The 24,566-nt window shown below is 73.2% G+C and carries 18 protein-coding genes; 3 read left to right on the top strand and 15 right to left on the bottom strand.

Annotated features, from left to right (window positions below):
- Genes ETD83_RS06270 through ETD83_RS06290 form a run of 5 tightly spaced genes read right to left on the bottom strand, consistent with a single transcriptional unit; the run spans position 1 to position 8,315 of the window.
- Positions 1-1,626 (bottom strand): hydantoinase B/oxoprolinase family protein, encoded by a 1,626-nt coding sequence (locus tag ETD83_RS06270; RefSeq protein WP_171064046.1) that lies wholly within the window; start codon positions 1,624-1,626, stop codon positions 1-3.
- Positions 1,623-3,722 carry a hydantoinase/oxoprolinase family protein gene (locus ETD83_RS06275; RefSeq protein ID WP_138644095.1) on the bottom strand — a complete coding sequence of 700 codons (2,100 nt, stop codon included), beginning with the start codon at positions 3,720-3,722 and terminating at the stop codon, positions 1,623-1,625. Before ETD83_RS06275 ends, ETD83_RS06270 begins: the two co-directional genes overlap by 4 nt.
- The gene (locus tag ETD83_RS06280; RefSeq protein ID WP_138644096.1) at positions 3,719-5,101 is read right to left on the bottom strand and encodes an MmgE/PrpD family protein; all 1,383 of its coding nucleotides are present in this window, start codon (positions 5,099-5,101) and stop codon (positions 3,719-3,721) included. The genes ETD83_RS06275 and ETD83_RS06280 overlap by 4 nt, the downstream gene beginning before the upstream one ends.
- Complete coding sequence (locus ETD83_RS06285; protein ID WP_138644097.1) at positions 5,098-6,240, bottom strand: acyl-CoA dehydrogenase family protein; 1,143 nt, start codon at positions 6,238-6,240, stop codon at positions 5,098-5,100. Before ETD83_RS06285 ends, ETD83_RS06280 begins: the two co-directional genes overlap by 4 nt.
- A complete protein-coding gene (locus ETD83_RS06290) occupies positions 6,225-8,315 on the bottom strand; it encodes an acetate--CoA ligase family protein (protein ID WP_138644098.1) in 2,091 nt (696 codons plus the stop codon). The genes ETD83_RS06285 and ETD83_RS06290 overlap by 16 nt, the downstream gene beginning before the upstream one ends.
- Positions 8,316-8,517: 202 nt before the next feature.
- On the opposite strand from ETD83_RS06290, the gene ETD83_RS06295 reads away from it, so the two are divergent.
- On the top strand, positions 8,518-9,195 hold the full coding sequence (locus ETD83_RS06295) for a GntR family transcriptional regulator (protein ID WP_138644099.1): 678 nt from the start codon (positions 8,518-8,520) through the stop codon (positions 9,193-9,195).
- 104 nt (positions 9,196-9,299) lie between these two features.
- Here ETD83_RS06295 and ETD83_RS06300 read toward each other — a convergent pair whose 3' ends face one another.
- From ETD83_RS06300 to ETD83_RS06340, 10 genes are all read right to left on the bottom strand, one after another.
- Positions 9,300-10,397 (bottom strand): ABC transporter substrate-binding protein, encoded by a 1,098-nt coding sequence (locus tag ETD83_RS06300; protein ID WP_138644100.1) that lies wholly within the window; start codon positions 10,395-10,397, stop codon positions 9,300-9,302.
- Positions 10,394-11,572 (bottom strand): ABC transporter ATP-binding protein, encoded by a 1,179-nt coding sequence (locus tag ETD83_RS06305; protein WP_138644101.1) that lies wholly within the window; start codon positions 11,570-11,572, stop codon positions 10,394-10,396. The genes ETD83_RS06300 and ETD83_RS06305 overlap by 4 nt, the downstream gene beginning before the upstream one ends.
- Before the next feature lie 34 nt (positions 11,573-11,606).
- Positions 11,607-13,361, bottom strand: coding sequence for an ABC transporter permease (locus tag ETD83_RS06310; RefSeq protein ID WP_171064047.1), 1,755 nt, complete (start codon positions 13,359-13,361; stop codon positions 11,607-11,609).
- Entirely contained in the window at positions 13,358-13,600 is a 243-nt protein-coding gene (locus tag ETD83_RS42260) for a type II toxin-antitoxin system HicB family antitoxin (RefSeq protein WP_171064048.1), read from the bottom strand. The genes ETD83_RS06310 and ETD83_RS42260 overlap by 4 nt, the downstream gene beginning before the upstream one ends.
- Before the next feature lie 37 nt (positions 13,601-13,637).
- Positions 13,638-14,957, bottom strand: coding sequence for a Rieske 2Fe-2S domain-containing protein (locus ETD83_RS06315; protein WP_138644103.1), 1,320 nt, complete (start codon positions 14,955-14,957; stop codon positions 13,638-13,640).
- A gap of 168 nt (positions 14,958-15,125) precedes the next feature.
- On the bottom strand, positions 15,126-17,228 hold the full coding sequence (locus ETD83_RS06320) for a xanthine dehydrogenase family protein molybdopterin-binding subunit (protein WP_138644104.1): 2,103 nt from the start codon (positions 17,226-17,228) through the stop codon (positions 15,126-15,128).
- Complete coding sequence (locus tag ETD83_RS06325) at positions 17,225-18,211, bottom strand: FAD binding domain-containing protein (RefSeq protein ID WP_138644105.1); 987 nt, start codon at positions 18,209-18,211, stop codon at positions 17,225-17,227. Before ETD83_RS06325 ends, ETD83_RS06320 begins: the two co-directional genes overlap by 4 nt.
- On the bottom strand, positions 18,208-18,714 hold the full coding sequence (locus ETD83_RS06330; RefSeq protein ID WP_138644106.1) for a 2Fe-2S iron-sulfur cluster-binding protein: 507 nt from the start codon (positions 18,712-18,714) through the stop codon (positions 18,208-18,210). The genes ETD83_RS06325 and ETD83_RS06330 overlap by 4 nt, the downstream gene beginning before the upstream one ends.
- A 20-nt stretch (positions 18,715-18,734) precedes the next feature.
- The gene (gene selB, locus ETD83_RS06335) at positions 18,735-20,498 is read right to left on the bottom strand and encodes a selenocysteine-specific translation elongation factor (RefSeq protein ID WP_138644107.1); all 1,764 of its coding nucleotides are present in this window, start codon (positions 20,496-20,498) and stop codon (positions 18,735-18,737) included.
- 37 nt (positions 20,499-20,535) lie between these two features.
- Entirely contained in the window at positions 20,536-21,345 is an 810-nt protein-coding gene (locus ETD83_RS06340; RefSeq protein ID WP_138644108.1) for an IclR family transcriptional regulator domain-containing protein, read from the bottom strand.
- A 192-nt stretch (positions 21,346-21,537) separates the two neighbouring features.
- Here ETD83_RS06340 and ETD83_RS06350 point away from each other — a divergent pair, with 192 nt between their 5' ends.
- Together ETD83_RS06350 and ETD83_RS06355 are read left to right on the top strand one after the other, a co-directional pair.
- On the top strand, positions 21,538-23,208 hold the full coding sequence (locus tag ETD83_RS06350) for a UGSC family (seleno)protein (protein WP_456236742.1): 1,671 nt from the start codon (positions 21,538-21,540) through the stop codon (positions 23,206-23,208).
- Positions 23,209-23,259: 51 nt separating this feature from the next.
- A complete protein-coding gene (locus tag ETD83_RS06355) occupies positions 23,260-24,543 on the top strand; it encodes an ABC transporter substrate-binding protein (RefSeq protein ID WP_171064049.1) in 1,284 nt (427 codons plus the stop codon).
- Positions 24,544-24,566: the final 23 nt, after the last annotated feature.

The raw sequence follows: 24,566 nt of genomic DNA on the forward strand, positions 1-24,566 counted from the left end.
TCACTCCGCTGGGACGAGGCCGTCGGCCAGGTCCGCCGCGATGAGGCGCGGGTCCCGCTCTTCCGGGTCACCGTAGCCGCCGCCTCCGGGCAGCTCGAAGGCCAGGACGTCACCGGGACCCAGGGTGACCTGGCTGCCGATGCCGATCTGCGTCCCGTTCAGCTCGACCCGGGCCGCGAAGCTTCCCTCGCCGCCGAGCGCGCCCCGCACCGGGACGCCGAGCCGTCCGCCGCGCAGCCCGGCCAGGACCGTCCCGCGCGGGCCGAGGTCGCCGCCGAGGACCTCGATCTCCACCCGCTGGCCCAGGCCGCCGCGATATCTGCCGCGTCCGCCCGAGCCGGGCAGCAGCGACTTGCGGCGGATCAGCAGGGGCGCGTCGCTCTCGATGATCTCGACCGGGATGTTCGCGCAGTTGGCGGGGAAGGAGATGCAGCTCAGGCCGTCCTGCGTGGCGAGCGCGCCCATGCCGCCGTGCATGGTGACGATGGTGAAGAACGTGCCGCCGTCCGCGCGCTCCCCCACGAGGTTGCAGTAGGCGAGCGGGGTGGCGCCGGACGGCGCAAGGATCCGGTCCGGGACGATCCCGCTGAGCGCCTCCATGATCAGCTCGGGCAGCATGTGCGCGATCATCGTCCGGCCCCAGGTCGCGGCCGGCCGGTACGGGTTCAGCACGCTGCCCTCCGGCGCCACGATCCGGACCGGGCGCAGCGAGCCGCCGTTGTTGGGCACGAGCGGGTCCAGCAGGCATTTGAGGATGTAGAAGGAGTACGAGCGGGTCATGTTGAGGGTGACGTTCACGGCCCTCGGCACCTGGGCGGTCGTGCCGGAGTAGTCGAGGGTCAGCTCGTCCCCCGCGATGGTGAGGCGCAGGACGACCCGCACCGGGTCGGCCAGGCCGGGGATGTCGAGGGAGATCTCGCTGGACGCCGCGCCGTCCGGGAGCGCCGTGATGGCGGCGCGCATGCTCGCCTCCGACCGGCCGGTGATCTCGGCGCTCAGCGGCTCCAGCGCCGCCAGGTCGTTCTCGGCCATGAACGCGGCGACCCGCTCCGCCATGAGCGCGTTCGCGGAGACCTGGGCGCGCAGGTCCCCGATGACCTTGTCCGGCTCGCGGACGTTGGCGCGGAGGAAGTCGAACACCATCGTCGGCTCGCCCCGCTCGTAGAGGAGCGTGAGCGGGATCTTCAGGCCCTCCTCGTACAGGTCGCGGCTCTCGATCGTGGCGTGCCGCCCGCCGACGTTGAGGTGGTGGGCGGAGCACGCGACGTACCCGGCCGGCCGGTCCCGGTGGAAGACCGGCGCGAGGACGGTGATGTCGATCAGGTGGCCGCTGCCCGTCCACGGGTCGTTCAGGATCAGGACGTCGCCGGGCCGCAGCGTCTCCATCGGGTACTCGGCCATCGCGTTCGGCACCACGAACGGCAGCACGCCCAGCAGGCCGGGCGTCGACCGCGACGAATGGACGAGCATCGTCCCCGCGCCGTCGAACACGACGCAGGCGTAGTCGAGGAAGTCGCGGATGACGCTGGAGAACGACGCGCGCACCAGCGCCGTCGCGGCCTCGTCGGTGATGCTCTGCAGCCGCCGCCACGAGGTCTCCACGCGGACGGGATCCGGCACGGTCACGCCCCCTTCAGATCGATGCTGATGATGCCGAGGTCGCCGATGGCGGCGGTGGCGTCCCGGTCGAGGACGGTGGTCGTCTCCCGCTCCTGGACGAGGGCGGGCCCGGCCACGGTCATCCCGGGCTCCAGCAGCGCCCGGTCGTACACCGGGCAGCGGACCGTCCCGCCGGGGAGGTGCACGTCGCGGTGGCCTTTCAGCGCTTCCGACACCGTGCGTCCGGTGGTGGCGGGCGTCGGGAGGCGGACGGTGCCGTCGCCGTCGAGGGTGGCGCGCAGGCGCAGGTTCATCGTCTCGACGGCCACGTCGTCGTACGAGCGGCTGTAGCGGCTCTCGTACGCGGACTTGAACTGCGCGGTCACCTCGTCCGCGGACAGGGACCGCCAGTCGTCGCCGCCCGGCAGCCCGACGCTGACCTCGAACCCCTGGCCCACGTAACGCATGTCTGCCCAGCGGGTGCAGGTGACGCGTCCGGCGTCGCCGCCCGGGAGGAACTGCGCGGCCGACTTCTCCATCTGGCGGAACAGGTCGTCCATCAGGTCGAGGTCGAGCCGGTCCGTCTTCACCTTGTAGGTCTGCGACGTCTCGAAGGTGGCGGGCGCGAGGATGAGGCCGAGCGCGGACATCACCCCGGCGGCGGGCGGGATCAGCACGCGCGGCGCGCCCAGCTTCCGCGCCAGCCCGACCACGTGCACCGGCCCGGCCCCGCCGTAGGCGACGACCGGCAGCCGGGACGGCTCCACGCCTAGCTCCGCGAGATGGACGCGGGCGGCGGCCACCATCGACTCCTGCGCCGCCTCCCGGATCGCGTGCGCGGTCGCGACGGCATCGAGCCCGAGCGGTTCACCGAGCGCGGCGACCGCGGCGGCGGCGAGGTCGGCGCGCAGCGGCATCTCGCCGCCGAGGAAGTGGTCCGGGTCGAGGTGGCCGAGGACGAGGTCGGCGTCCGTCACGGTCGGCTGGTCGCCGCCGCGCCCGTACGCCGCGGGTCCGGGCACCGAGCCCGCCGAGCGCGGGCCGACCTTGATGAGGCCGAGGCTGTCGATGTGCGCGATGCTGCCGCCGCCGGTGCCGATCTCCAGCAGGTCGAGCACCGGCGTGCAGACCGGGATGCCGGAGCCTGGACGGAAATGGGCGGTGCGGGCGACCTCGTAGTCGTGGGTCAGCGCTGCTTGGCCGTTGACGACCGCGGCGACCTTCGCGGTCGTGCCGCCCATGTCGAAGGCGAGCAGGTCGCTGATCCCGGCCCGCGCGCCGATCCTGGCGGCGGCCATCACTCCCCCGGCCGGTCCGGACTCCACGACGCGGACCGGGAACGTCCTCGCGACCTCCAGCGGGATGACGCCGCCGGTGGACTGCATGACGTAGAAGTTCCCGGCGAAGCCGCGCTCGTCCAGCGCCGAGCGGAGCCGTCGCAGGTAGCCCGCCAGCAGCGGCTGGACGTAGGCGTTCGCGACCGTCGTGCTCGTCCGCTCGTACTCGCGCACCTCCGGGAGCACCTCGGACGACAGCGACACCCACAGGTCGGGACGGCGTTCCCGGACAATCCGCGCCACCTCCCGCTCGTGGTCGCCGTCCGCGTAGGAGTGCAGCAGGCAGATCGCCACCGACTCGACGTTCTCAGCTGCGAACTCGTCCACGATGGCGCCGACCTGGCCGGTGTCGACCGGGACGAGTTCCCGGCCGCTGGCGTGCAGCCGCTCCCGGACGCCGCGCCGCAGCCGCCGGGGCACCAGCGGGCGCGGGAACGCCAGCTCCAGGTCGTAGGCGTCGTAGCGGACCTCGCGGCGGATCTCCAGCACGTCCTCGAAGCCCTCGGTCGTGAGGAGCGCGGTCGTGCCACCGGTGCGCTCGATCAGGGCGTTGATCACCAGGGTGGTGCCGTGGGCGAGGATCTCCGTCCGCTCCAGCAGGCCGGGACGCGCGGCGCGGAGCACGTCGATGCCGTCCACCACGGCGCGGGACGGATCGTCCGGTGTCGTGAGGCGCTTCTCCAGGGTGATCTGGCCTGTGTCCGCGTCCAGGACGACGAAGTCGGTGAAGGTGCCGCCTATGTCCGTGCCTATGCGGAGGGTTTCGGGGGGCGGGGTGTCGGTCATGCAGGTCCTCCGAGGGATCCGAGGCCGTGGGTCAGGGGGGCGAGGTCGGTGAACGCCCAGGCTGCGCGCAGCACCTCCTCGGACCTGGCCTGTCCCAGCACGGGCCCGCACAGGGCGCGGAACTTCGCGTCCAGGGCGTCGTCGTCCAGGGGGTTGGACGGCTCGCCGTAGGGCTGGTCGACGCGCAGGTGCAGGTCAGGGCTCCCGTCCCGGCGGATTCGTACGGCGGTCGGACGCTGCGCGGGGTAGCGCACGTCGAGCTCCTCGTCGGCCCTGACCTGGACCGCCGCCATCAGGCGGGTCACGTCGGGCGCGGCGCGGCGCTCGGCGGAGAACTGCGCGAGGCCCAGCTCGCCGTCGCAGAGCGCCGCCGCGACCGCGTACGGCATGCTCATCTGCGCGCCGAGCAGCGTCCCCACGTCGGTGCCGTCGTAGTGGGCGGCGACCGAGTACGTCTCCACCTCGACGGCGGTGACGGTGTCAGGGGGGAGTACGTGTTCGGCGCGGAGCTTCAGCACGGCGTCCACGGCGCCGTGGACGTGCCGGCAGCACGGATACGGCTTGACGGACGTCCGCCGCATGGCCCATCGCTCGCCCAGGCCGCCGAGCAGCACATCCGGGTCCCATTCGTTCTGGGCGAAGGCGGCGAAATAGCCTTCCGGGCCTTCGAGGACCGTGGGCGGCCCGTCGAGTCCCTCGGCCGCGAGGAGCGCGCACAACAGGCCGTCGCGGGCCGCCATCCCCGCGTGCAGCCGCTTGACGGGCGAGCCGTGCAGCAGGAACTCCGACAGGCCACCGGCGTGCGAACCGGCCAGCCCGAGGGCACTCGCGACGTCCGCCGGAGGCAGGCGCAGCAGCACCGAGCAGCCGGCCGCCGCGCCGAAGACCCCGGCCAGGGGCGTGTTGTGGAACCCGCGCCGCCAGGTCGCCGGGTGCGCGGCGGCCGCGACCCGGCACGCCACCTCGACGGCCACGGCGACCGCAGCGAGCGTCCGGGCGGGCTCGGAGCGCTCCTGCTCGGCCAGCGCCAGCACGGCGGGCAGCGTGGACGAGCTGGGATGGGACGCGCCCGGCGTGTAGCCGTCGTCCAGTTCGAGCGCGTGCGCGGCCGTGCCGTTGGCCAGCGCCGCCCCAGCGGCCGTCGCGGGCCCCTCGCCCACGATCGTCGCCTGCACGCCGGGATAGGCGTCCAGCACGTGGCGGCGCACCGTCGCGGCGACCGGGAAGGTGGCGCCGACCACGGCCGCCGCGAGGTAGTCGACCATCAGCCGCCGGGCCGCGTGCGCGACGTCCGGCGGCAGCGGCCCGTCCGCGACCGAGGCCGTCCACCGGGCGATCTCCCAGGTGGCGCCCTTGGCGTCCGCCGCCTGCGCCGTCATGACGGCACGCGCTGGCTGAAGCGCCGGTCGAAGATGCCCTCGGCGAGCCGGTTGCGGAGCATCTCCACCGTCCCGCCCGCGATCATCCAGCCGCGGATCCGGCGGACCAGGTACTCCAGCGGCAGCTCGGTCGAGTACCCGGACGCGCCGAGCGTCTGCAGCGCGTCGTTGGCCACCCGGAACGCCGCCTCGTTGGCGTAGAGCTTCGCCGTCGTCGCCTCCATCGGGTCCGGCGGCCCGGCCGCCGCCCCGGCGGCCGCGCGGTAGACCAGCAGGCGGGCGGCTTCGAGCTGGACGTACATGTCGGCGAACTTCCACTGCAGCCCCTGGAACTCGCACAGCGGACGTCCGAACTGCTCACGGGTCTTGGCGTGCTCCACCGCCCGCTCGAACGCCGACTGCGCCAGCGCCAGCGCCCGGACGGCGTTCCCGACCCGCTCGATCCCGAAGACGGTCATCAGGCGGCGCAGCGCGTCGCGGTCGGCGAGGACGTTGTGCCGGGGCACCCTGCACCCGTCCAGGTACGACATGCAGTGCGGCTCGCCGGACATGTAGTGCTCGGTCGCCCCGCGCGTGAAGCCCGGCGCGTCGGCGGGGACGACGACCGCGCCGATGTCCCGGCTGGACGGCCCGAACCGGCACCACAACACGAGGTGGGTGGCCTCGGGGCCGTGCGACGTCCAGCATTTCTGGCCGTCGAGCACCACCTCGTCGCCGTCATAGCGGGCGGTCGTGCGCATCTCGGTCAGCGCCGAACCGGCGCCCGGCTCGCTCATCCCGGCCGAGATCAGCGCCTCGCCGGACAGCAGCCGCGGCAGCAGCTCGGCCTTCAGCTTCGCCGAGCCCAGCATGGCGACCTGCCGGATGGCGCCGAAGTTGGTGGCCTGCACCGCGTCCCCGCTGTGCGGGCACACCTTGCTGACGGCCTCCATGACGAGCACGGCGTCGAGCAGCGTGCCGCCCTGGCCGCCGTCGCTCTCGTCGATCATGATCCCGGTGAACCCGGCGGCGGCGAGGTCGCGCGCGCTGTCCCAGGCGAACCCGCTGCGCTGGAACGCCTTCGCGGCGAACCGGTCCTCGGCGAGCCGCCGGGCCGAGTCGCGCAGGGCGCGCTGCTCCGGCGTCAGTGTGAACTCCATGAGCCCTCCCTGAGCTTGCCTGCCGCGCGCACCACCGCGACCAGGGCGTCCATCGTGCGGTCGGGGGCGTCCAGCACCGGGATCCCGGCGGCGGCGTACGTCGCCATCCCCGCGGGCGCCAGCGACTCGGCGCCGAAGCGGGCCACGTACAGCGGGATCGAGATCCGCTGCCGGACTGCCACGACCACCTTCGCGGTCAGCTCGGCGCCGGGGTCGGCGTTGGTGGTGAGCTGCACCAGCGCGGCGTCGTAGCGGGAGTCGTCCAGGGCGTGCTCCAGCACCTCGCCGAGCACCTCGGGCCGGCCGATGATCTGCGCGCTCATGTCGAGCGGGTTGACGGGGGCGACGAAGTCGGGCAGCACGCCCGCGACGCGTTCCCGGACGCCGTCCGGGAACGGGGGCAGCGCGATGCCGCCCGCCTCGGCGCCGTCCGCGATGATCGTGCAGGCGCCGCCGGACGCCGCGACGGCCAGCAGCCGGTTCCCGCGCGGCAGCCCGCCGGACGCGGCGAGGATGAGCGCGTCCTGCAGCACCCGGAGGGTCGGCACCCGGGTGGCGGACGCGGCGTCCAGGACGGCGGCGCGCAGCCGGTGCGACCCGACCAGCGCGCCGGTGTGGCTGCGGGTCGCCGCCCGCGCCCCCTGGGACCTGACCATGTTGAAGGCGAACAGCGGCTTGCCGCGGGCGGCCAGCTCCCGTCCGGCGCGGATCAGCCGGTCGCCGTCGGTGACGTTCTCCAGCAGCATGCCGACGACCTCGGTCTTCGGGTCGTGCGCGAGCCACTCCAGGTAGGCGGCGACGTCCAGGTCGGCCTCGTTGCCGAGGTGCACCCAGCGCGACAGCCCGACGCCCTGCTCCATCAGCCGGGACGCGACGCAGCTGCCGAGCGCGCCCGAGCCGCTGATCAGCGCGACCCCGCCCGCCGCCAGCTCGCCCGCCTCCAGCGCGCCGGACAGCGACGCCGCCATCCCCGTCTCCGGGACGACCACGCCCATCGAGTTCGGGCCCGCCAGCGGGATGCCCGCGTCGTGGAAGATCGCGGCGACCTCGCGCTGGAGCCGCTCGCCGTCCGCGCCCGTCTCGGCGAAGCCCGAGCTGTGCACGATCGCGGCGCCGACGCCCAGGGCCGCCGCTTCCCGGGCGACGCCGGGCACGGCCTTGGCCGGGACGGCGATGCTGACCAGGTCGGGGGCGCCGGGGACCTCGGCGAGGCTCCGGTAGCGCGGGCGTCCGCCGATCTCGCCGCCCGCCGGGTGGACGGCGTCGACCCGTCCGGTGAAGCCCTTCTCGGTCAGGTAGCGGTAGATCCGCGCGCCGGTCTTCGCGGGGTCGTCGGAGACGCCGACGACCGCGACGTGCCGGGGGCGCAGCAGCGGGTCCAGGCGCGCCGGTCCGCCGGGCCCGGCCCTCGCCGGGCGGGCGGGCGGCGCGTCGACCGTGGCCATGCGGGCGTCGACGGCGATCACGCCCTCGCCGAGGCGGCCCATCAGCACCGGGTTAAGGTCGAGTTCGCCGATGTCGGGACGCCGTTCGGCCAGCTCGGACAGCGCGACGAGGAGGCCGGCCAGCGCGGGGACGTCCAGCGCCGGGGAGCCGCGGTGCCCCGCGAGGAGGCGGTGGAGGGGGTGGCGGCGCACGAGGTCCTCGGCGGCGGCGCGGTCGAGCGGGACGAGCGCGTCCACCGCGTCGGCGACGACCTCGGTGTGGATGCCGCCCGTCCCGACGACCACCACGGCGCCGACGCCGGGCTCGCGGCGCAGCCCGGCCAGCATCTCGTGGCCCTCGTGCTGCCGCTGGACGATCAGCGGCCGGGCCCGCGCCCCCAGCCGGGACAGCAGGTCGGCGGCGGCGGCCCGCACCTCGCCGGGGCCGCTCAGGCCGAGGACGACACCGCCGTCGTCGGTCTTGTGCTCCAGACCGCCCGCCTTGAGCACGAGCGGGGTACCGGGCGGGGTGCCGAGCGCGGCGGCGGCGCGGGCGGCCTCGTCGGCGTCGGCGGCCAGTCGCGACACCGCCACGGGAATCCCGGCCTGAGCCAGCAGCGTGAAGATCTCCGGCTCGGAGAAGTCGACCATGCGCGGACCTCGTTCTGTGAGCGATGCCGTCTCTAGACTATATTCTATGTGATCTATCTGGCCCCGCGTCAACGAGCCGGGCTCGGCAGGGTTCACCACAATGGAATCGGAAGAGCGCTCCGGGTGATCCAGGGAATGAGCTCGCCTGGACACTCAATAGACTATTATCTAGATAGCTGTGTTGACTCTCGGAGGAAACAAGATGTCAAGATCGCCCGAACCGGCGGGGTCCGTGGAGAACGGCCCCCCGTTGAGCAAGACCGCGTACGTCCTCGAACGCCTGCGCCGGGAGATCGCCGACGGGGTCATCAAGCCCGGCACGAGCCTCCGTCAGACCGATGTGGCCAAACGATACGGGGTCAGTCCGACGCCCGTGCGCGAGGCGTTCCGCCTGCTGGAGGCGGAGGGAGCGCTGGAGTACGAGTCCCACCGCGGCGCCACCGTCAAGGACATGTCGCCGCAGGAGGTGGAGGACCTCTACCTCCTGCGCTCGGAGGTCGAGGGGCTCGCCACCGCCCTCGCCGTCGAGCGGATGGACGAGGCCGCGATGAACCGCATTCGCGACGCCCACCGCGAACTGCTGGACGCGATCGAGGCCGGCGACGAGTCGCGGCTCTCCGTGCTGAACCGGACGCTGCACTTCGCCATCTACGAGGCGGGGTCGTCGCTGGTGGCACTTCAGGCCGCCTCTCTGTGGGCGTTCATCCCGCCCCGGATGACCATCTGGAAGGACGCCAAGAACGCCCAGTCGCTGTCCGACGACCACGACCGGATCATCGACGCGCTCGACCGCGGCGACCCCTACGACGCGCGCCGCTTCATGGCCGAGCACATCCTGCACGCGGCCCGGCTGCGGCAGAACACCGGCTCACCGGAGTGATCCCGGAGTGATCCCGGCGTCCTCCCGTCCGACCCCCGACCGCCCGCTCGACCCCCGAGTCGCCGGCCCGACACCCCGCCCCGGACCGGCGACCCGGACAGCCGCTATCTGAAGATCGGGTTGAGCTGCCTGATCAGCCCGCCCTGCGCCTTCGTGTACTCCGCCGGCGGGATCTCCGGCCAGAACGTGAACTCGCTCATCGCCGGCATCCCCTTGGGCGGCGCGGCGCCCGGCATCACCGACGCCTTGAACATGTGCTTGGCGATGGCCTTCTGCACCTCGGGCGTGTACCACCAGGAGTAGAACAGCTTCGCCGCCTCCGCGTGCGGCGCGCCCTTGATGATCCCCATGCAGTTCAGGTGCTTGAGGTTGCCGCCGCCCGTCGGCAGCACCATCCCGATCGGCGCGCCCTTCGCCTCCGCCGCCAGGAACTGGTCCGTCGCGGACGGGACCGCGATCGACGCCTGCCCCTGCGCCAGCCGGTCGACCAGCGCCCGGGTGCCGGGCACCAGCGTCGGCTCCTGCGCGGCGAGCCGGTTCACGAAGTCCATCGTGAAGCCGTTGGCCAGCATGTACTGGACGATCTGCGCCCCGTGCCCGGGCTGCAGCGGCGAGTTGAGCGCGATCTTCCCCTTCCACTTCGGGTCGAGCAGCTCGTTCCAGCTCTTCGGGGCCTCGTCCTTCTTCACCTTCTGCGTGTTGTAGCCGATGCCGAGCACCGACAGCTCGCTGCCGAGCGCCTGGCCCGTCTCGCAGGTGAACTCCTCCGGGACGCTCTTCGCCGTGGCCGGGGTGTACGCCTGGAGCCTGCCCTGGCTTGAGTGCCGCTCCAGGTCGGTGATGGCGACCTCCAGCAGGTCGCCGACGTGCTGGTTCGCGGCGAACTCGTGGTCGAGCCTGCTCGCGAGCTGCGCGCCGAAGCCGGCCTGGGCCTGCACCTTGATCTCCGGGTACCGCTTCTCGAACAGGTCGAGGACGGGACGGGCGCTGCCGCCGCCGAGGGTCTCGCTGTAGATGACGAGCTTCTTGTGGCCGGCCTTCTTCGCCGCCTCGTAGAGGGCGTCCAGCTGCTGCTGGTTCGCCGTCCCTCCGACGCCGTCCGGGGTCAGCTCGGCGGCGTCGTCGCCGCCGCCGCACGCGGAGGAGGAGGCGGCGAGCATCGCCGCCACGATCAGCCCGCTGAGCAGCCGTCTACTTCTCATGGAGAACCTACCCTGTCGAGATTGTCCTGTTTCCCCCTGGTGGCCGGCTCGGGCGCCTCGTCATCGGCGTCCAGCACGACGATGCTCTCCGCCGGGATCCGCAGCTCCACCGCGTCGCCCGGGCTCACCGCCCGTCCGGACGGGTCGGGATCGGCGCCGCGCACCCGCAGCACCGTGCCCGCGACCTCGATGTGGTGCTCGATCTGCCCGCCGAGGTACATCGAGTCCCGGACCCGCCCGCTGACCGTGTTCGTCCGGTCCCCGGGCCGGTCGGCCGTCCCGGCGTCGGCGGGCACGACGCTCAGCGCGGTGCTGCGCACGCAGAGCCGCACCCGCCCGCGACCGGCGGCCGGGCCGCCGAAGCACCGGAGGGCGATCCCGCCGCCGTCGAGGCGGGCGACCGCCCGGTCCCCCGCGCGCTCGACGATGTCGGCGTCGAAGAAGTTCTCGTAGCCGACGAAGTCGGCGACGAACCAGGTGCGCGGACGCTCGTAGATGTCGCGCGGCGTGCCCACCTGCTGGACGCGGCCGTCCTTCATCAGGACGATCCGATCCGACAGCGACATCGCCTCGACCTGGTCGTGCGTCACGTACACGGCGGTCGTGCCCAGCTCGCGCTGGAAGTCGCGGATCCCGACCCGCATCGCGGCGCGCAACTTGGCGTCCAGGTTGGACAGCGGCTCGTCGTACAGCACCACCCGCGGCCGGCTGACCAGCGCGCGGGCCAGCGCGACCCGCTGCTGCTGGCCGCCGGACAGGCGGGTGACCGGCCGGTCCGCCAGCGCGGCCAGCCCGACCAGCTCCAGCGTCTGGTCGACCCGCCGCTGCACCTCGGGGCGCTTCACCCGGCGCCGCCGCAGCGGGTAGGCGACGTTCTGGAAGACGTTCATCTGCGGCCAGAGCGCGTAGCTCTGGAACACCATGCCGATGTCGCGCCTCTCCGGCGGCACGAAGATCTGCTCCGGGACGGACGTCACCACGTCCCCGCCGATGGTGATCTCACCCGCGTCCGGCTTCTCCAGCCCGGCGAGGCAGCGCAGGGTGGTCGTCTTGCCGCAGCCGCTGGGGCCGAGCAGGGTGAGGAACTCGCCCTCCCGCACCGACAGGCCGACGCCGTCCACGGCCGCGAGCGCGCCGTAGCGCTTGCCGAGCCCGTCGATTCCTATGGCCGCCATGTCGCCTCCCCAGTCGTCGCGTGATCGCGTGAGTTCATGAGTGCCCCCGTCCGAGGCGGCGCAGGAGCAGGCTCGCGGTCCAGCCGACGGCGAGGACGACGATGAAGCTCGCCATCATCACGCAGAAGGCGGCCCCGGCCTGTCCCGCGTCGCCGCTCTGGTACAGCGAGTACGCCTTGACCGGCAGGGTCTGGTTGTCGGGCGAGGCGAGCAGGATCGGCACGTCGAGGTTCCCGGCCGACAGCACCGCCGCGACGAACCAGCCGACGAGGAAGCTCGGCAGGATCAGCCGTCCGGTGATGACGACGAGCGTCCGGGTCGCGGACGTCCCGCAGATCCGGGCGGCCTCCTCCAGCTCGGTGCCGATCTGCGCGATCGAGCCCTCGGTCGCGCGGCTGGTGATCGGCACCGCGTGCACGGCGAGCGCGATCACCAGGATCCAGATCGTGGAGTACAGCTCGCGCAGGCCCGGCACGGCCAGGTACGCCCAGAGGATGGCGAGGCCGACGGTGATGCCGGGCAGCGCCATCAGGATCCAGACGCCCATCACCGGGACGCTCCGCAACCGCGACCTGCTGTTCTTGCCGGCATAGGTGACGACCACGGCGATCGCCGTCCCGGCCAGCCCGGCGACGCCGCTGACGATCAAGGTCGTGACCAGCGCGGACATGGTCTCCGGGTCGTCCAGCACGGCCGTGTAGTTGGCCATCGTCAGGTTGCCGTAGACGCCGAAGAACGGCTGGAGCGAGCCGACGACGAGCTGCCCGACCGGCAGCAGCACCGCGAGCAGGCCATAGAGGACGATCACCGCCGTGCACGCGTACTTCCACCGTCCGATGTCCCAGCGGGCGCGGTCGTCCGACTTGCCGGTCACCGTGACGAACGACCGCTGGCCGAGCAGCCTCCGCTGGACGAGGACGAGCCCGATGACGATCGCGACCAGCAGCATCGACAGCGCGCTCGCGCCCGCGTAGTCGGACGGCGTCACCGCCGTGACGTGCGACAGGATCTCCGTCGGGAACACGTGGATGCCGGCCGGGAGGCCGAGCAGGAGCGGGATGTCGAGCAGGCTCAGCCCGGCGGTGAACCCGAGGATCGCGATCCCGGTGATCGCCGGGGCCAGCACGGGCAGCTCCACGCGCAGGACGGTCGAGAGCCGTCCCGCGCCCGCCACCCTGGACGCCTCCTCCAGGCTCCGGTTGAGGCCCATGAACGAGCCGAGGAAGAGGAAGTAGACGATCGCGGTCAGCTTCAGCGCGGTGACGCCGATGATCCCGTACCACGACTCGACGTTGACGATGGAGTCGCCGGGAAGCAGCGGCACCTGCCGGTAGCCCGCGTTGATCAGCCCGGCGGGGTCGCGGCCCAGCATCCCCCACCCGATCGTGAAGAAGATCGTCGGGGTGGCGAAGACCAGCACCATGATGGGCGTGACGAGCCGCCGCAGCGGCGTCGTCGTGCGGGTTACGACCCAGGCGAAGAACGCGCCCATCGTCAGGCACAGCACCTGGACGGCGCCGGAGTACAGCGCCGAGTTCCTCAGCGTCCCCCAGACCTTCGAGTCCTTGTAGGCGCCGGTGATCCCGTCGGCGGAGAAGTCGCCCGGCAGGCCCGGCGCGGCGGTGCGGAACGCCCCGAAGACCAGCATCAGGAACGGGTAGATGAACAGGAACCCGACCACCAGGACCAGCAGCAGGACGACCAGCGTGTCCGCGGGCAGGAACCGGCGCCGCAGCCGGACGATCCGTCCGGCGCGGGCCGTGCCGCGCGGCAGGGTCCGGGCGGTCACCGGCGGCCACCCGGCCGGAGGGCCGCCCGGGGGGTCGGGACCGGGCGGCCCTCCCGCACCAGCTTCCGGATGTACTCCTCGCGGAGTTCCTCGAGCCTGTCCAGGGCGTCGAACGGCGACCTGGCCTCGGCCACGCAGCCGGGAAGCTCCTCGTACTCCAGCCGGCAGACCCATTCGCCGTCCGGTCCTCGCATGGCGACGACGTCCAGGATGTAGGGGATCGCCAGATAATCGTCCACGTTCATCACGGGACCGCTCTCTCTCGCCGGGCGCCGGTCAGATGCCGCCCGCGACGGACGGGTCCAGCTCGGGGTGCTCCACCCTGGCGCGGCGCAGGTTCCGGGTGCGCTCGACCCAGTCGGCGTCCTTCGGCAGGACGATGCCGCCGGAGCGCTGCTGGTAGACCTCGGGGTCGTCCACGCCCGGCGGGGTGACGCCCTGCTCCGCCAGGGCCTTCGCCGCCGCGATCAGCCGCCGCCGGACCCGGATGATCATCATGTCGGAGCTGCCGAGCCGCTCCTGCGTCCGGTCGTAGATCGGGCCCATGCTCTCCGTCACGGCGACGTCCTGGGTGGAGATGTACTCGATCCCGGTGTAGCTGTCACCGCGCCGCTGGGCGTCGCGGTCGATGAGGTAGTCGTTGCCGGCGTCCTGCTCCAGGCGGAAGCGGCCGAGCCAGCCGGTCGTGTTGGGCTTCTGCGGCGGCAGCTTCCCGGTGATCCCGACGCGCTGGCCGGGGGGCGCGAGGTAGGTGCGCTTGAGGCCGACGCTGAACTGGAGCGTGTGGTGGTCGTCCATCGGGACCCACGCACGGACGCCGACCCGCAGCCCGAGAACCCCGGTCGGGGTCATCGTGTAGAAGGGGAAAAGGAAATGGCCGATGCGCCAGTAGTAATCGTCGTCGTTTCCGGCCGGACGGTAGGCGCCGTACGTCGTCCCGAAATCGGTGTCGAGCACTTTGTAGCGGGGCGCCTGGTCCTGCAGCGCGAATTGCAGGAACGTTCCTTCGCCGACCTCGTCGGGTGAGCCGTGCCCGGTGTGCAGGAACCCGACGTGCGAGGTGTCGAGGTCGCCTTCCAGCACCTGCAGCCAGTTGCAGTCGCGGTAGCCGGCGAACGACTCCCGGTTCGCCACGTCGTCGTCGAGCTGCTCGAAGTCGGGCAGCGGCGGGGGCTCCTCGCGCGGGCCGAGGTAGGCCCACACGATGCCGCCGCGCTCGGCGCACGGGTACCCGCGCGGCTTGACCTTCCGCTTGAAGTCGCTTTCGGGGGGCTCGCTCGGCATGTCCACGCAGGCGCCGGTGACGTCGAACTTCCAGCCGTGGTAGACGCAGCGGAGGCCGTCGTCCTCGTTGCGGCCGAAGAACAGCGAGGCTCCTCGGTGCGGGCAGTTGTTGGGCAGGAGCCCGACGCATCCGGACGTGTCGCGGAAGGCGATCAGCTTCTCGCCGAGCAGCAGGACGCGGACGGGGTCGCCGTCCGGCTCGGGCAGTTCGCGCGACAGCAGGGCCGGTACCCAGTACTCCCGCATCAGCGCGCCCATCGGCGTTCCCGGGCCCACGCGGGTGATCAGGTCGTTGTTCTCGTGGCTCAGCACTGCCGGCTCCCTCCCAGTTCGCGGTCCGTGCTCCCCCGTGAACTCCGGACGGGCGCCCCCTCCCGCCAAGCTCAATGCACCATAGGCTACAGTATATAGAGTTTGCGGAACAAGGCTCTTCCGGCACGTCCGCCCCGGCGGTCCCGCACGTCAGCGCAGGCCCGCACGTCAGCGCAGGAAGGCGTCGGGGGTGAGGGGAAGGTCGCGGACGCGGACGCCGGTGGCGTGGAACGCCGCGTTGGCGATGGCCGCGGCGACGCCGACGATGCCGATCTCGCCGACGCCCTTCGCGCCGAGCTCGTTGTAGTGCGGGTCGGCCTCGTCGATCCAGACCGCGTCGACGTCCTGGACGTCCGCGTGCGCGGCGATGTGGTAGTCCGCGAGGTCGCGGGTGACGACCTGCCCGGGGCCCGGGTCCATGACGCCGTGCTCGTGCAGCGCCGCCGACAGGCCCATCACCATCCCGCCGGTGAGCTGCGAGCGGGCGGTGCGCGGGTTGACGACCCGGCCGACGGCGAAGACGCCGAGCAGCCGGGGCACGCGGATCTCTCCCGTGTCGGCGTGCACCCTGACCTCGGCGAACTGGGCGCCGAACGCGTGCAGCGCGACTTTCCCCGCGCCCGGGACGCCCGCGCCCGTCGCCCCGGCCTCGGCACCCTCCGCCGGGGCCGTGCCGTACTTCTCGCGGAAGGCGCGGGCGGCGGCGATGACGGCCGAGCCCCAGCCGCCCAGCCCCATCGACCCGGCGGCCGGTGCGGCGGCGGGCAGCGTGCTTTCGCCGAGCCGCAGGTCGACGGCGTCCAGCGGGACGGCGAGGGCATCGGCGGCGATCTGCGTCAGGGCGGTCCGGGAGCCGGTGCCGATGTCGGCGGCGGCGATGTCCACCCGGTAGCGGCCTCCGGCGAGGGCCCGGATCGCCGCGTTCGACGGGCCGATGACCGGATACGCGGGATAGGTGGCGGCGGCCACGCCGGTACCGGTCAGCCAGCCGTCGTCCAGGCGGGCGGCGGGGGCCGGGTCGCGGTCCGTCCAGCCGAAGCGGCGGGCCCCTTCCCGCAGGCAGGCGACCAGGTTCCGGGTGGAGTACGGCAGCCCGGTCTCGGGGTCGCGGCCGGGCTCGTTGCGAACGCGCAATTCGATGGGGTCGAGGCCGCAGGCGACGGCCAGCTCGTCCATCGCCGACTCCAGCGCGAACATGCCCGGTGCCTCGCCCGGCGCCCGCATCACCGTGGGGACGGAGACGTCCAGCGCGGCCAGCCGGTGCGTGGTGCGCCGGTTGGGCGCGGCGTACATGGTGCGGGTGGCGAGCGCGGTCTGCTCCGCGAACTCCACGAGCTTCGAGGTCCCGCCTACCGCGTCGTGGGCGATGGCGGTCAGGCGTCCGTCCGCGTCCGCGCCGAGCCGGATCCGCTGGACGGTCGAGGGCCGGTATCCGGAGCCCGCGAACGTCAGCCTGCGGGGCAGCGCGAACTTCACCGGACGGCCCTCGACCGTCCGGGCGGCGAGCGCGACGAGGACGTGATGCGCCTTCGGCCGCAGCTTGCTGCCGAAACCGCCCCCGACATGCGGGGAGATGACCTCGACGCGGTCCGGCGGCAGGCCGAGGACGGCCGCCATGATCTGCCGCATCCGGATGACGCCTTGCGTCGAGTCGTACAGGGTGAGGCGGTCGCCGCCGCCGTCCCGGTCCCAGCGGGCGACGGCGGTCTGCGGCTCCATCGGGACGTGGAACTGGAGCGGGGTGGAGTACGTGCGGTCGAGCGTGACCGCCGCGTCCGCCATCGCCGCGTCGACGTCGCCCGCGATGGTGTCGGTCTCCAGGCCGGTGTTGACCGTGGCCGGCGCGTACAGGTCGTCACGGCCGGGGCCCGGCTCGACGTCGTGCGGCCGGGCGTCGTACTCGACCCGCACCAGACCGGCGGCCTGGGCGGCGATCTCCGGGCGGGATGCGACGACCGCGCCGATGAGCTGGCCGCGGAAGGCCACTTCGTCGGATTGCAGCACCCACAGCTCCGCGTTCTCGTCGGACGCGAGCCGTGGGGCGTTCTCGTGCGTGAGGACGGCGACGACCCCGTCCAGGCGATCGGCGGCGGCGGTGTCGATCGCGGTGATGTGGCCGCGGGCGCTCGTGGAGGTCACGGCGGCGAGGTACAGCGGGGCCTCGACCGGCTGGTCGTAGGCGTACGGCGCCGTGCCGGTGACCTTCGCCCGTCCTTCCAGGCGCGGCACCGGCGCGCCGATGGCCCGGCTTCCCGTGGGCGCGCTGGTCATCGGGCTTCCCGCGCGGCCAGCCCGCGCAGCACCGCCGCCAGGGTGCTGCGGGCCATCGGGACCTTGAACGCGTTCCCGGGCAGCGGGCGGGCGGCGGCCAGTTCGGCGTCGGCGGCCGTCCGGAAGGACGCGCCGGTGGCGGGGGCGCCGCGCAGCGCCGCCTCGGCCCGCGACGCCCGCCACGGCCGGTGCGCGAGGCCGCCGAACGCGATGCGCGCGTCGCGCACCGTGCCGCCGGCGTCGACGTCGAGGACGGCGGCCACCGAGACCAGCGCGAACGCGTACGACGCGCGGTCGCGGACCTTGCGGTAGGCAGACGGGGCGGCGGCGGGCTCTGGCAGGTCGATCGCGGTGATCAGCTCGCCGTGGGCCAGGGCGGTGTCGCGCTCCGGGTCGTCGCCGGTGTAGAGGTCCGCGATCGGAATGGCGCGCTCTCCGTCCGGGCCCTGCACCTGGACGACGGCGTCGAGCGCGGTCAGCGCCACCGCCATGTCGGACGGGTGCACGGCCACGCACCGCTCGGACGCCCCGAGGATCGCGTGATGGCGGTTGTAACCGTGCAGCGCCGCGCAGCCCGAGCCCGGCTCGCGCTTGTTGCACGCGAGGGTCACGTCCTGGAAGTAGACGCAGCGGGTGCGTTGCAGCAGGTTGCCGCCGATGGTCGCCATGTTGCGCACCTGCCCGGACGCGCCCGCCAGCAGCGCCCGCGCGAGCATCGGGTAGCGCCGCCGGACCTCCGGGTCGGCGGCGGCGTCGGCGTTGCGGACGGTGGCGCCGATCCGCAGCCCGCCGCCGGGCAGCGGCTCGATCCGGTCGAGGGGCAGCCCGGTGACGTCGACCAGGAGGGAAGGGCCGGTGACGCCGAGCTTCATCAGGTCGACGAGGTTCGTCCCGCCGCCGAGGAACGCGGCGTCCGCGCGGGACGCCACCGTGGCCACGGCCGCGCCCGCGTCGGCCGGACGCTCGTAGTCGAAGGGATTCACCCGGACACCTCGCGGATCGCCGCGACGATGCCGGGGTAGGCGCCGCAGCGGCACAGGTTGCCGCTCATCCGCTCGCGGATCTCCTCGTCGTCCAGGACGGTCGGGCCCTCCAGGTCGCCGGTGACGTGGCTCGGCGCGCCCTTTCCGGCCTCATCGAGCATGCCCGCCGCCGAGCAGATCTGGCCCGGGGTGCAGTACCCGCACTGGAAGCCGTCGTGGTCGATGAACGCCTGCGCCAGCGGATGCGGTTCGCCGTCCGGGGACAGCCCGGCCGCGGTGGTGATCTCCGCTCCGTCGTGGGCCACCGCGAGGGCCAGGCACGCCAGGACGCGCCGTCCGTCCAGCAGGACGGTGCACGCGCCGCACTGGCCGTGGTCGCAGCCCTTCTTGGGGGACGTCACGCCGAGGTGGTCGCGCAGCGCGTCCAGCAGCGTGGTGCGCGTGTCGATGACCAGCGACCGGCTCTCGCCGTCGACCGTGAGCATGATCGACCCGGTGGACATAGGCCACAGAGTATAGAAAGTCAGTCGGCCGGGTCGAGGGTCTGGTGCTTGTCGTCCTCGGTGCGGCGGGTCAGGCCCCGCGCGGCCAGCAGCTCCAGCAGCGGGACGGCCACCCGGCGGGTGGTGCTCATGGCCTGCCGGGCGTCGCTCAGCGTGAACGGCTGGGGCAGCGCGGTCAGCACGTCGAGGGCGCGGCGGTCGACGTCCGGGAGCAGGACGATGCCGGGCGCGACGCGCAGCAGCCGGCCGACGCGTTCGGCGGCGGCCAGCTCGGCGTTGCCGAGACCCAGCTCGGCCAGCCGCTCGGCGTTCGGGGCGCCGAACGGGTCGGCGGCCAGGTCGCGCTCCAGCACCTGGACGGCCTTGTCGAGCGCGCCGGGCAAACCCGGGTCGTGTCCCGGTGGGGTGAGCAGGCCCGATTCGCAGGCGAGCCCGGCCTCCCGGGCCAGTGCGGGCACCAGGCCGGGATCGATGCCGAGGCGGCGGGCGGCGGCGGCCACCGGCAGGCCGGGTTCCAGCGGATGGCCTTCGCGGTGGTGGCGTTCGGCGTCGGCCAGGTCCGCCGCGTACTCGGCCCAGCGGCTGTCGTCCGTCCACCAGTCGCCGTGCCGGGGCGCGCCCAGCGCGGGCAGGCCCATAGCGGCCAGCTCGGCGCCGCGCCGCAGGCCGCGGCGGAGGTGGTCGTTCGCGACGTCGCCCGCCGTGCGCATCCCCGACAGCTCGGCGGCCCGTGCCCTGGCCGCGCCGCGCCTGGTCAGCGGGGGCGGGTCGACGTCGAGGACGACGAGCCCGGCGGCGATCCGGCGGCGTCCGGGGTCGCGGAGGACGGCGCGGTCGCCGTACCGCAGCGGCAGCGGCCGGTCGAACCGCAGCCGCCCGTGCGCGTCTCCGAGCGGGCGCAGCCGGCACGGGACGGCGGCGGTGCCGATGTGCATGATCAGCCGTTCCGGCAGCGGGGTCGAGGACGTCGGGCGCAGCTCCACGTCGGCGGAGTCCGCCATCCGCCACGCGCCCGGGGTGAGCAGCGGCAGCCCGCGCGGGACGTCGGCGCGGTCGACACCGCGCAGGTTGAGCGCGACCCGCGCGGTCGCGGTCACCCGGTCGCGCGGCTCGCCCAGCGCCTCGATCCCGCGCACCCGCACGGACCTGCCCTCGGTGTTGAGCAGCTCATCACCGGCCTGGACCGTCCCCGCGCCGAGCGTGGCGGTGACGACGGTGCCCGCGCCGCGGATGGAGAACGACCGGTCGGCCCACAGCCGGACGGGCGCGGCGGTGTCGGGCGCGGGCAGGCCCGCGACCAGCTCGGCGATGGCGGCGCGGACGTCGTCCAGCCCGTCCCCGGTGACCGCGCTGACCGCGACGGCCGGCAGCTCGCGCAGCGTGCTGCCGGCCATCCACTCGTGCGCCTCCTCGATCGCGGGCGCCGGATCGGCCAGGTCGGAGCGGGTGACGACGAGCACGCCGCGGGACACGTTCAGCGCGTCGAGGGCCTCCAGGTGCTCGGCGCTCTGCGGCATCCAGCCCTCGTCGGCCGCGACGACGAACAGGACGGCGGGCACCGGCCCCACCCCGGCGAGCATGGTGGCGACGAACCGCTCGTGCCCGGGGACGTCGACGAACGCGACCTCGCCCGCGCCGGGCAGCTCCGTCCAGGCGAACCCGAGGTCGATGGTGAGCCGCCGGCGGCGCTCCTCGGCCAGCCGGTCGGGCTCCATCCCGGTGAGCGCGCTGACCAGCGTGGACTTGCCGTGGTCGACGTGCCCGGCGGTGGCGATCACGTGCATGTCCTCGTCCTTCCCCGGACCGGGGCGCGGGCCCCGGTCAGCAGCGCGCGGCGCGCAGGTCGGCCTCGATCCTGGCGGTGGCGTCCAGCAGCAGCGGCAGCAGCTCGCGGCGCATCCTCGCGGCGGGGGTGCGGCTGGACGCGGCGGAGACGTTCGCGGCGGCCACCACCGTGCCGGTGGCGTCGCGGATGGGCGCGGCGATCGAGCGCAGGCCGTCCTCCAGCTCCTGGTCGACCAGCGACCAGCCCTGCTTGCGGACGCGGTTGATCTCGCGCCGCAGGACGGCCGGGTCGGTGGCCGTCCGGCCGGTGAGGGGGCGGTGCGCGGCCCGGTCGAGGCGCTCGTCCAGCTCGGGCTCGGGGAGGGCGGCGAGCAGCACCCGGCCCATGGACGTGGCGTAGGCGGGAAAGCGGGTGCCGACGCTGATCGCGACCGTCATGATGCGCGAGGTCGGGATGCGCGCCACGTAGACGATGTCGTCGCCGTCCAGCACCGACACCGACGACGACTCGTGGACCAGCGCCACGAGCCCCTCCAGGTGCGGCTCGGCGACCTCGGGGAGCGACAGCGACGACAGGTAGGCGTAGCCGAGGCGCAGCACGCGCGGCGTCAGCGAGAACCGGCGGCCGTCGCTGCGCACGTAGCCGAGGTCGGCGAGGGTGAGCAGGAACCGCCGGGCGGCGGCGCGGGTGAGGCCGGTGGCGTGCGCGACCTCGCTGAGCGTCAGCTCCGGCGTGGACGCGTCGAACGCCCGGATCACGTTGAGGCCGCGCTCCAGGGACTGGACGAAGTGCGGCCCCCGGGCCCCGGCGTCCGTCCCCCCGGCGGGCGCGTCGGGCGCTGTCATCGGATCATCGCAGGGTGGCCATTCCGTTCGGATGATGAACATGTGTGCTTCATCCGAACGGTAGCCGGGCCCCGAAGTCAGGTCAATCTGCCTGTTGACAACCTCAACACCTGAGCGGAGAATCACTATCCGAACAGATGTTCTTGATCCGAACGTCCTCGCATTGCACCGCAGCTCAGGAGAGATGTCGTCATGGCCGGTAAGATCACGGTTCTCCATCCCGAGGGCAACGCGCCCACCGTCGGCGGCAAGTCGCTCGCCCCGCGGCCCGACACCCTGGACGGCAGGACCGTGTTCCTCGTGGACGCGGGCTTCGAGAACTCCGGCGACCTCATCGAGCAGCTCGGGGCCTCGCTCCAGGAGCACCGCCCGGACATCACGACCGTGACCGTCCACCTCTCCACGCCGTTCGACCCGGCACCCGGGCTGTACGCGCGGATCGCGGAGGAGGGCGACGCCGCGATCCTCGGCGTCGGTCTTTGAAGCGGCTGCGCGCCGGCGGTCGCCGGCCACGCCACGCGGCTCGAGTCCGAGTACCGCGTCCCCACCGTCTCCGTCCACGCCGACGCGTTCGCCCGGCTGGTGGCGTCCACCAGCAGGCTGGCCGGCGTCCCCACCCTGCGGCACGCGTTCGTGCCCTCCCCCGTCCCCGGCCGCACGGCCGCCGAGCTGCGCGGATACGTCGAGGGTGACAACCCCGTCTCCGGCAACCCGTTCGCCAGGGACCTCTTCGACGGGCTGACCAGGCCGCTGGACGAGGCCGACATGGCCGGGGCGACGTTCGAGCAGACCAGGTCCCGGCTGCTGGAACCGGCCACCGAGGACGACCTGCACGCCCTCTTCCTGGAGAACGGCTGGACCGACAAGCTGCCGATCGTCCTGCCCACCGAGGAGCGCGTCGCCGCGATGCTCGCGGGGACCAGCCGCGCGCCCGGCGAGGTGGTCGGCAGGCTCCGCGCCGCCTCCACCCGCGACTACTGGGAGTTCACGGTCGAGCAGGCCGCGGTGAACGCGGTCATGGCCGGGGCCGCGCCCGAGTACCTCCCCGTGATCCTGGCGCTGCTCGGCAGCGGCTACTCGGCCCGGCACAGCAGCATCTCCTCGATGTCGGAGGCCGTCGTCGTCAACGGCCCGATCCGCGACGAGATCGGGATGAACTCCGGGATCGGCGCGCTCGGCCCCTACAGCCGGGCCAACGCCACCATCGGGCGCGCCTACGGCATCGGCTCCCAGAACCTCCAGGGCGGGTCGTCGCCCGGGATCAGCTACATGGGGTCGATCGGGAACCCGTTCTCGTTCACCAACCTCACCTTCGCCGAGAACGAGGAGCGCAGCCCCTGGGAGCCGTACCACGTCCAGCACGGCTTCGTCCCCGGCGACAGCACCGCCACCGTGTTCCGCGGCGTCCGGACGATGATCACCGCGCCGAGCGGGATCCGCGACGACTGGCGCGACCACGCCCGGACGATCTTCAACGCGACCCGCGCGTCCGGCGGCGCGGTGCTGCTGCTCGACCCGCTCGCCGCGCAGAACCTCGTCGAGCACCAGGGGTTCGCCCGCAAGGAGGATCTCATCGAGTGGATCTCCGCCACCGGGCGGCTGCCCGCGCGCCGGTGGTGGGCGCAGGGCCTGCAGGAGCTGTTCTTCGGCTACCGGGCCGAGGCGGGCGAGGAGCCCTGGGCGGGCTATCGGGCGGCCGGACCGGACGACGAGGTCCGCATCAACGTGCCCGAGGACGTCCACGTCATCGTCGTCGGCGGCCGCAGCGCCGCCACCTGGAGCGTCCTCGAAGGCATGGCCAACGGCACGAAGCTGGACCGCTCGCTGTCCGGCCGGACCGTGTCCGTCGACGAGTGGCGCTGACCGCGGAGGGTGTGCGCACCCGTGAGAGGCAACCGGCAAATGGGAGGACCAATGGAAGGCAATCGGCGCGGCCGGCGGAGCAGGCGGACACTCGCTCTGGTCGCGGGGGCCTCCGCGGTGGTGATGGCCGCCGGATGCGGCGGCTCGGGCGGCGGGTCCGGGAACGTGTCGCTGCGGATGTACGCGTCCCCGGCCGTCAAGGACGGGCTCGACCCCATCGTCAAGGAGTTCAACGACGCCAACGCGCCGCGTATCAAGATGACGGTGCAGTACGTCCCGGCGCCGAAGATCGGACCGGCGACGACCACCGAGTTGCAGGGCGGCAACCCGCCCGACATCCTCAACATCTCCCCCGGGTCGGGCGGCGGCGCGACCGGGCTGCCGCTCCACAAGCTCGCCAAGGCCCGCCGGCTGGCGGACGTCACCGCCAAGCCGTGGGCCAAGCAGGTCCCGGCGCTGCTGGCCCCCACCGTCACCTACGAGGGCAAGGTGTACGCCCTGGTCGTCGGAGTGTCCACGCACTTCATGGACTACACCGTCACCGAGCTGCGGGACTGGAGGCTCAAGCCGCCGAGCACGTTCGCCGAGCTGCTGACGCTGTGCGGGGAGATCCGCAAGCATGACAAGTACGCGCTGGTCCCGGGCGCCGCCGACCAGGCGGGCAACCGGATGCTGCTGCAGTCCTTCTCCGCCGCCAACGTCTACAGCGACGACCCGAAGTGGGACGAGAAGCGCGCCGCGGGCCAGGTCAAGTTCCAGACCACGCCCGGCTGGCGGCAGACGTTCCAGCAGATCGTCGACATGATCAACGCGGACTGCTACTACCCCGGCGGCGCGGGCCGCACCACCGAGGAGGGCAAGAACCTCCAGATCAAGAGCGACAAGGCCACGATGGGCATCGGGCCGTCGACCGCCTCGTCCTACGTCACCCGGCGCAACCCGGCGCGCAAGTGGGCGGCGGTCCCGGTGCCCGGACGCAAGCAGAGCATCCTCCCGCTGGAGGTCAGCGGGCTTTCGGTGGCGGCCAAGGGCGACCATGTCGAGGAGGCGACCACGTTCCTCGACTTCGTCGCGCAGAAACGCGATCTCTACGCGGAGAAGACCGGCGCGTTCTCTCCGGCGCAGATGGAGCGCGGCGAGCTGCCCGACTTCCTGAAGCCTTTGGAGCCGCTCGCCAAGCAGGGCCGCTACAGCCTGGGCGCCAGCACGATGTGGCCGTCGGACGCGCCCGCGCAGGCCGCGTACAAGACCATGGCGGGCCTCTACAACAAGACCCGGACCGTGGACGACGTCCTCAAGGCCATGGACGAGTCCTGGGAGGCGACCGCCGGCTGACCCCGCAAAGCCGTGATCGCCGA

The sequence above is a fragment of the Actinomadura soli genome, assembly GCF_005889715.1.
Lineage (GTDB): Bacteria > Actinomycetota > Actinomycetes > Streptosporangiales > Streptosporangiaceae > Spirillospora > Spirillospora soli.

Coding starts and splice junctions, on each gene's coding strand:
- ETD83_RS06280 (WP_138644096.1), bottom strand. CDS start 5,101: ATGACGGCGCAGGCGGCGGACGCCAAGGGCGCCACCTGGGAGATCGCC.
- ETD83_RS06340 (WP_138644108.1), bottom strand. CDS start 21,345: ATGACAGCGCCCGACGCGCCCGCCGGGGGGACGGACGCCGGGGCCCGG.
- ETD83_RS06300 (WP_138644100.1), bottom strand. CDS start 10,397: ATGAGAAGTAGACGGCTGCTCAGCGGGCTGATCGTGGCGGCGATGCTC.
- ETD83_RS06295 (WP_138644099.1), top strand. CDS start 8,518: ATGTCAAGATCGCCCGAACCGGCGGGGTCCGTGGAGAACGGCCCCCCG.
- ETD83_RS06355 (WP_171064049.1), top strand. CDS start 23,260: ATGGAAGGCAATCGGCGCGGCCGGCGGAGCAGGCGGACACTCGCTCTG.
- ETD83_RS06305 (WP_138644101.1), bottom strand. CDS start 11,572: ATGGCGGCCATAGGAATCGACGGGCTCGGCAAGCGCTACGGCGCGCTC.
- ETD83_RS06275 (WP_138644095.1), bottom strand. CDS start 3,722: ATGACCGACACCCCGCCCCCCGAAACCCTCCGCATAGGCACGGACATA.
- ETD83_RS06330 (WP_138644106.1), bottom strand. CDS start 18,714: ATGTCCACCGGGTCGATCATGCTCACGGTCGACGGCGAGAGCCGGTCG.
- selB (WP_138644107.1), bottom strand. CDS start 20,498: ATGCACGTGATCGCCACCGCCGGGCACGTCGACCACGGCAAGTCCACG.
- ETD83_RS06290 (WP_138644098.1), bottom strand. CDS start 8,315: ATGGTCGACTTCTCCGAGCCGGAGATCTTCACGCTGCTGGCTCAGGCC.
- ETD83_RS06320 (WP_138644104.1), bottom strand. CDS start 17,228: ATGACCAGCGCGCCCACGGGAAGCCGGGCCATCGGCGCGCCGGTGCCG.
- ETD83_RS06285 (WP_138644097.1), bottom strand. CDS start 6,240: ATGGAGTTCACACTGACGCCGGAGCAGCGCGCCCTGCGCGACTCGGCC.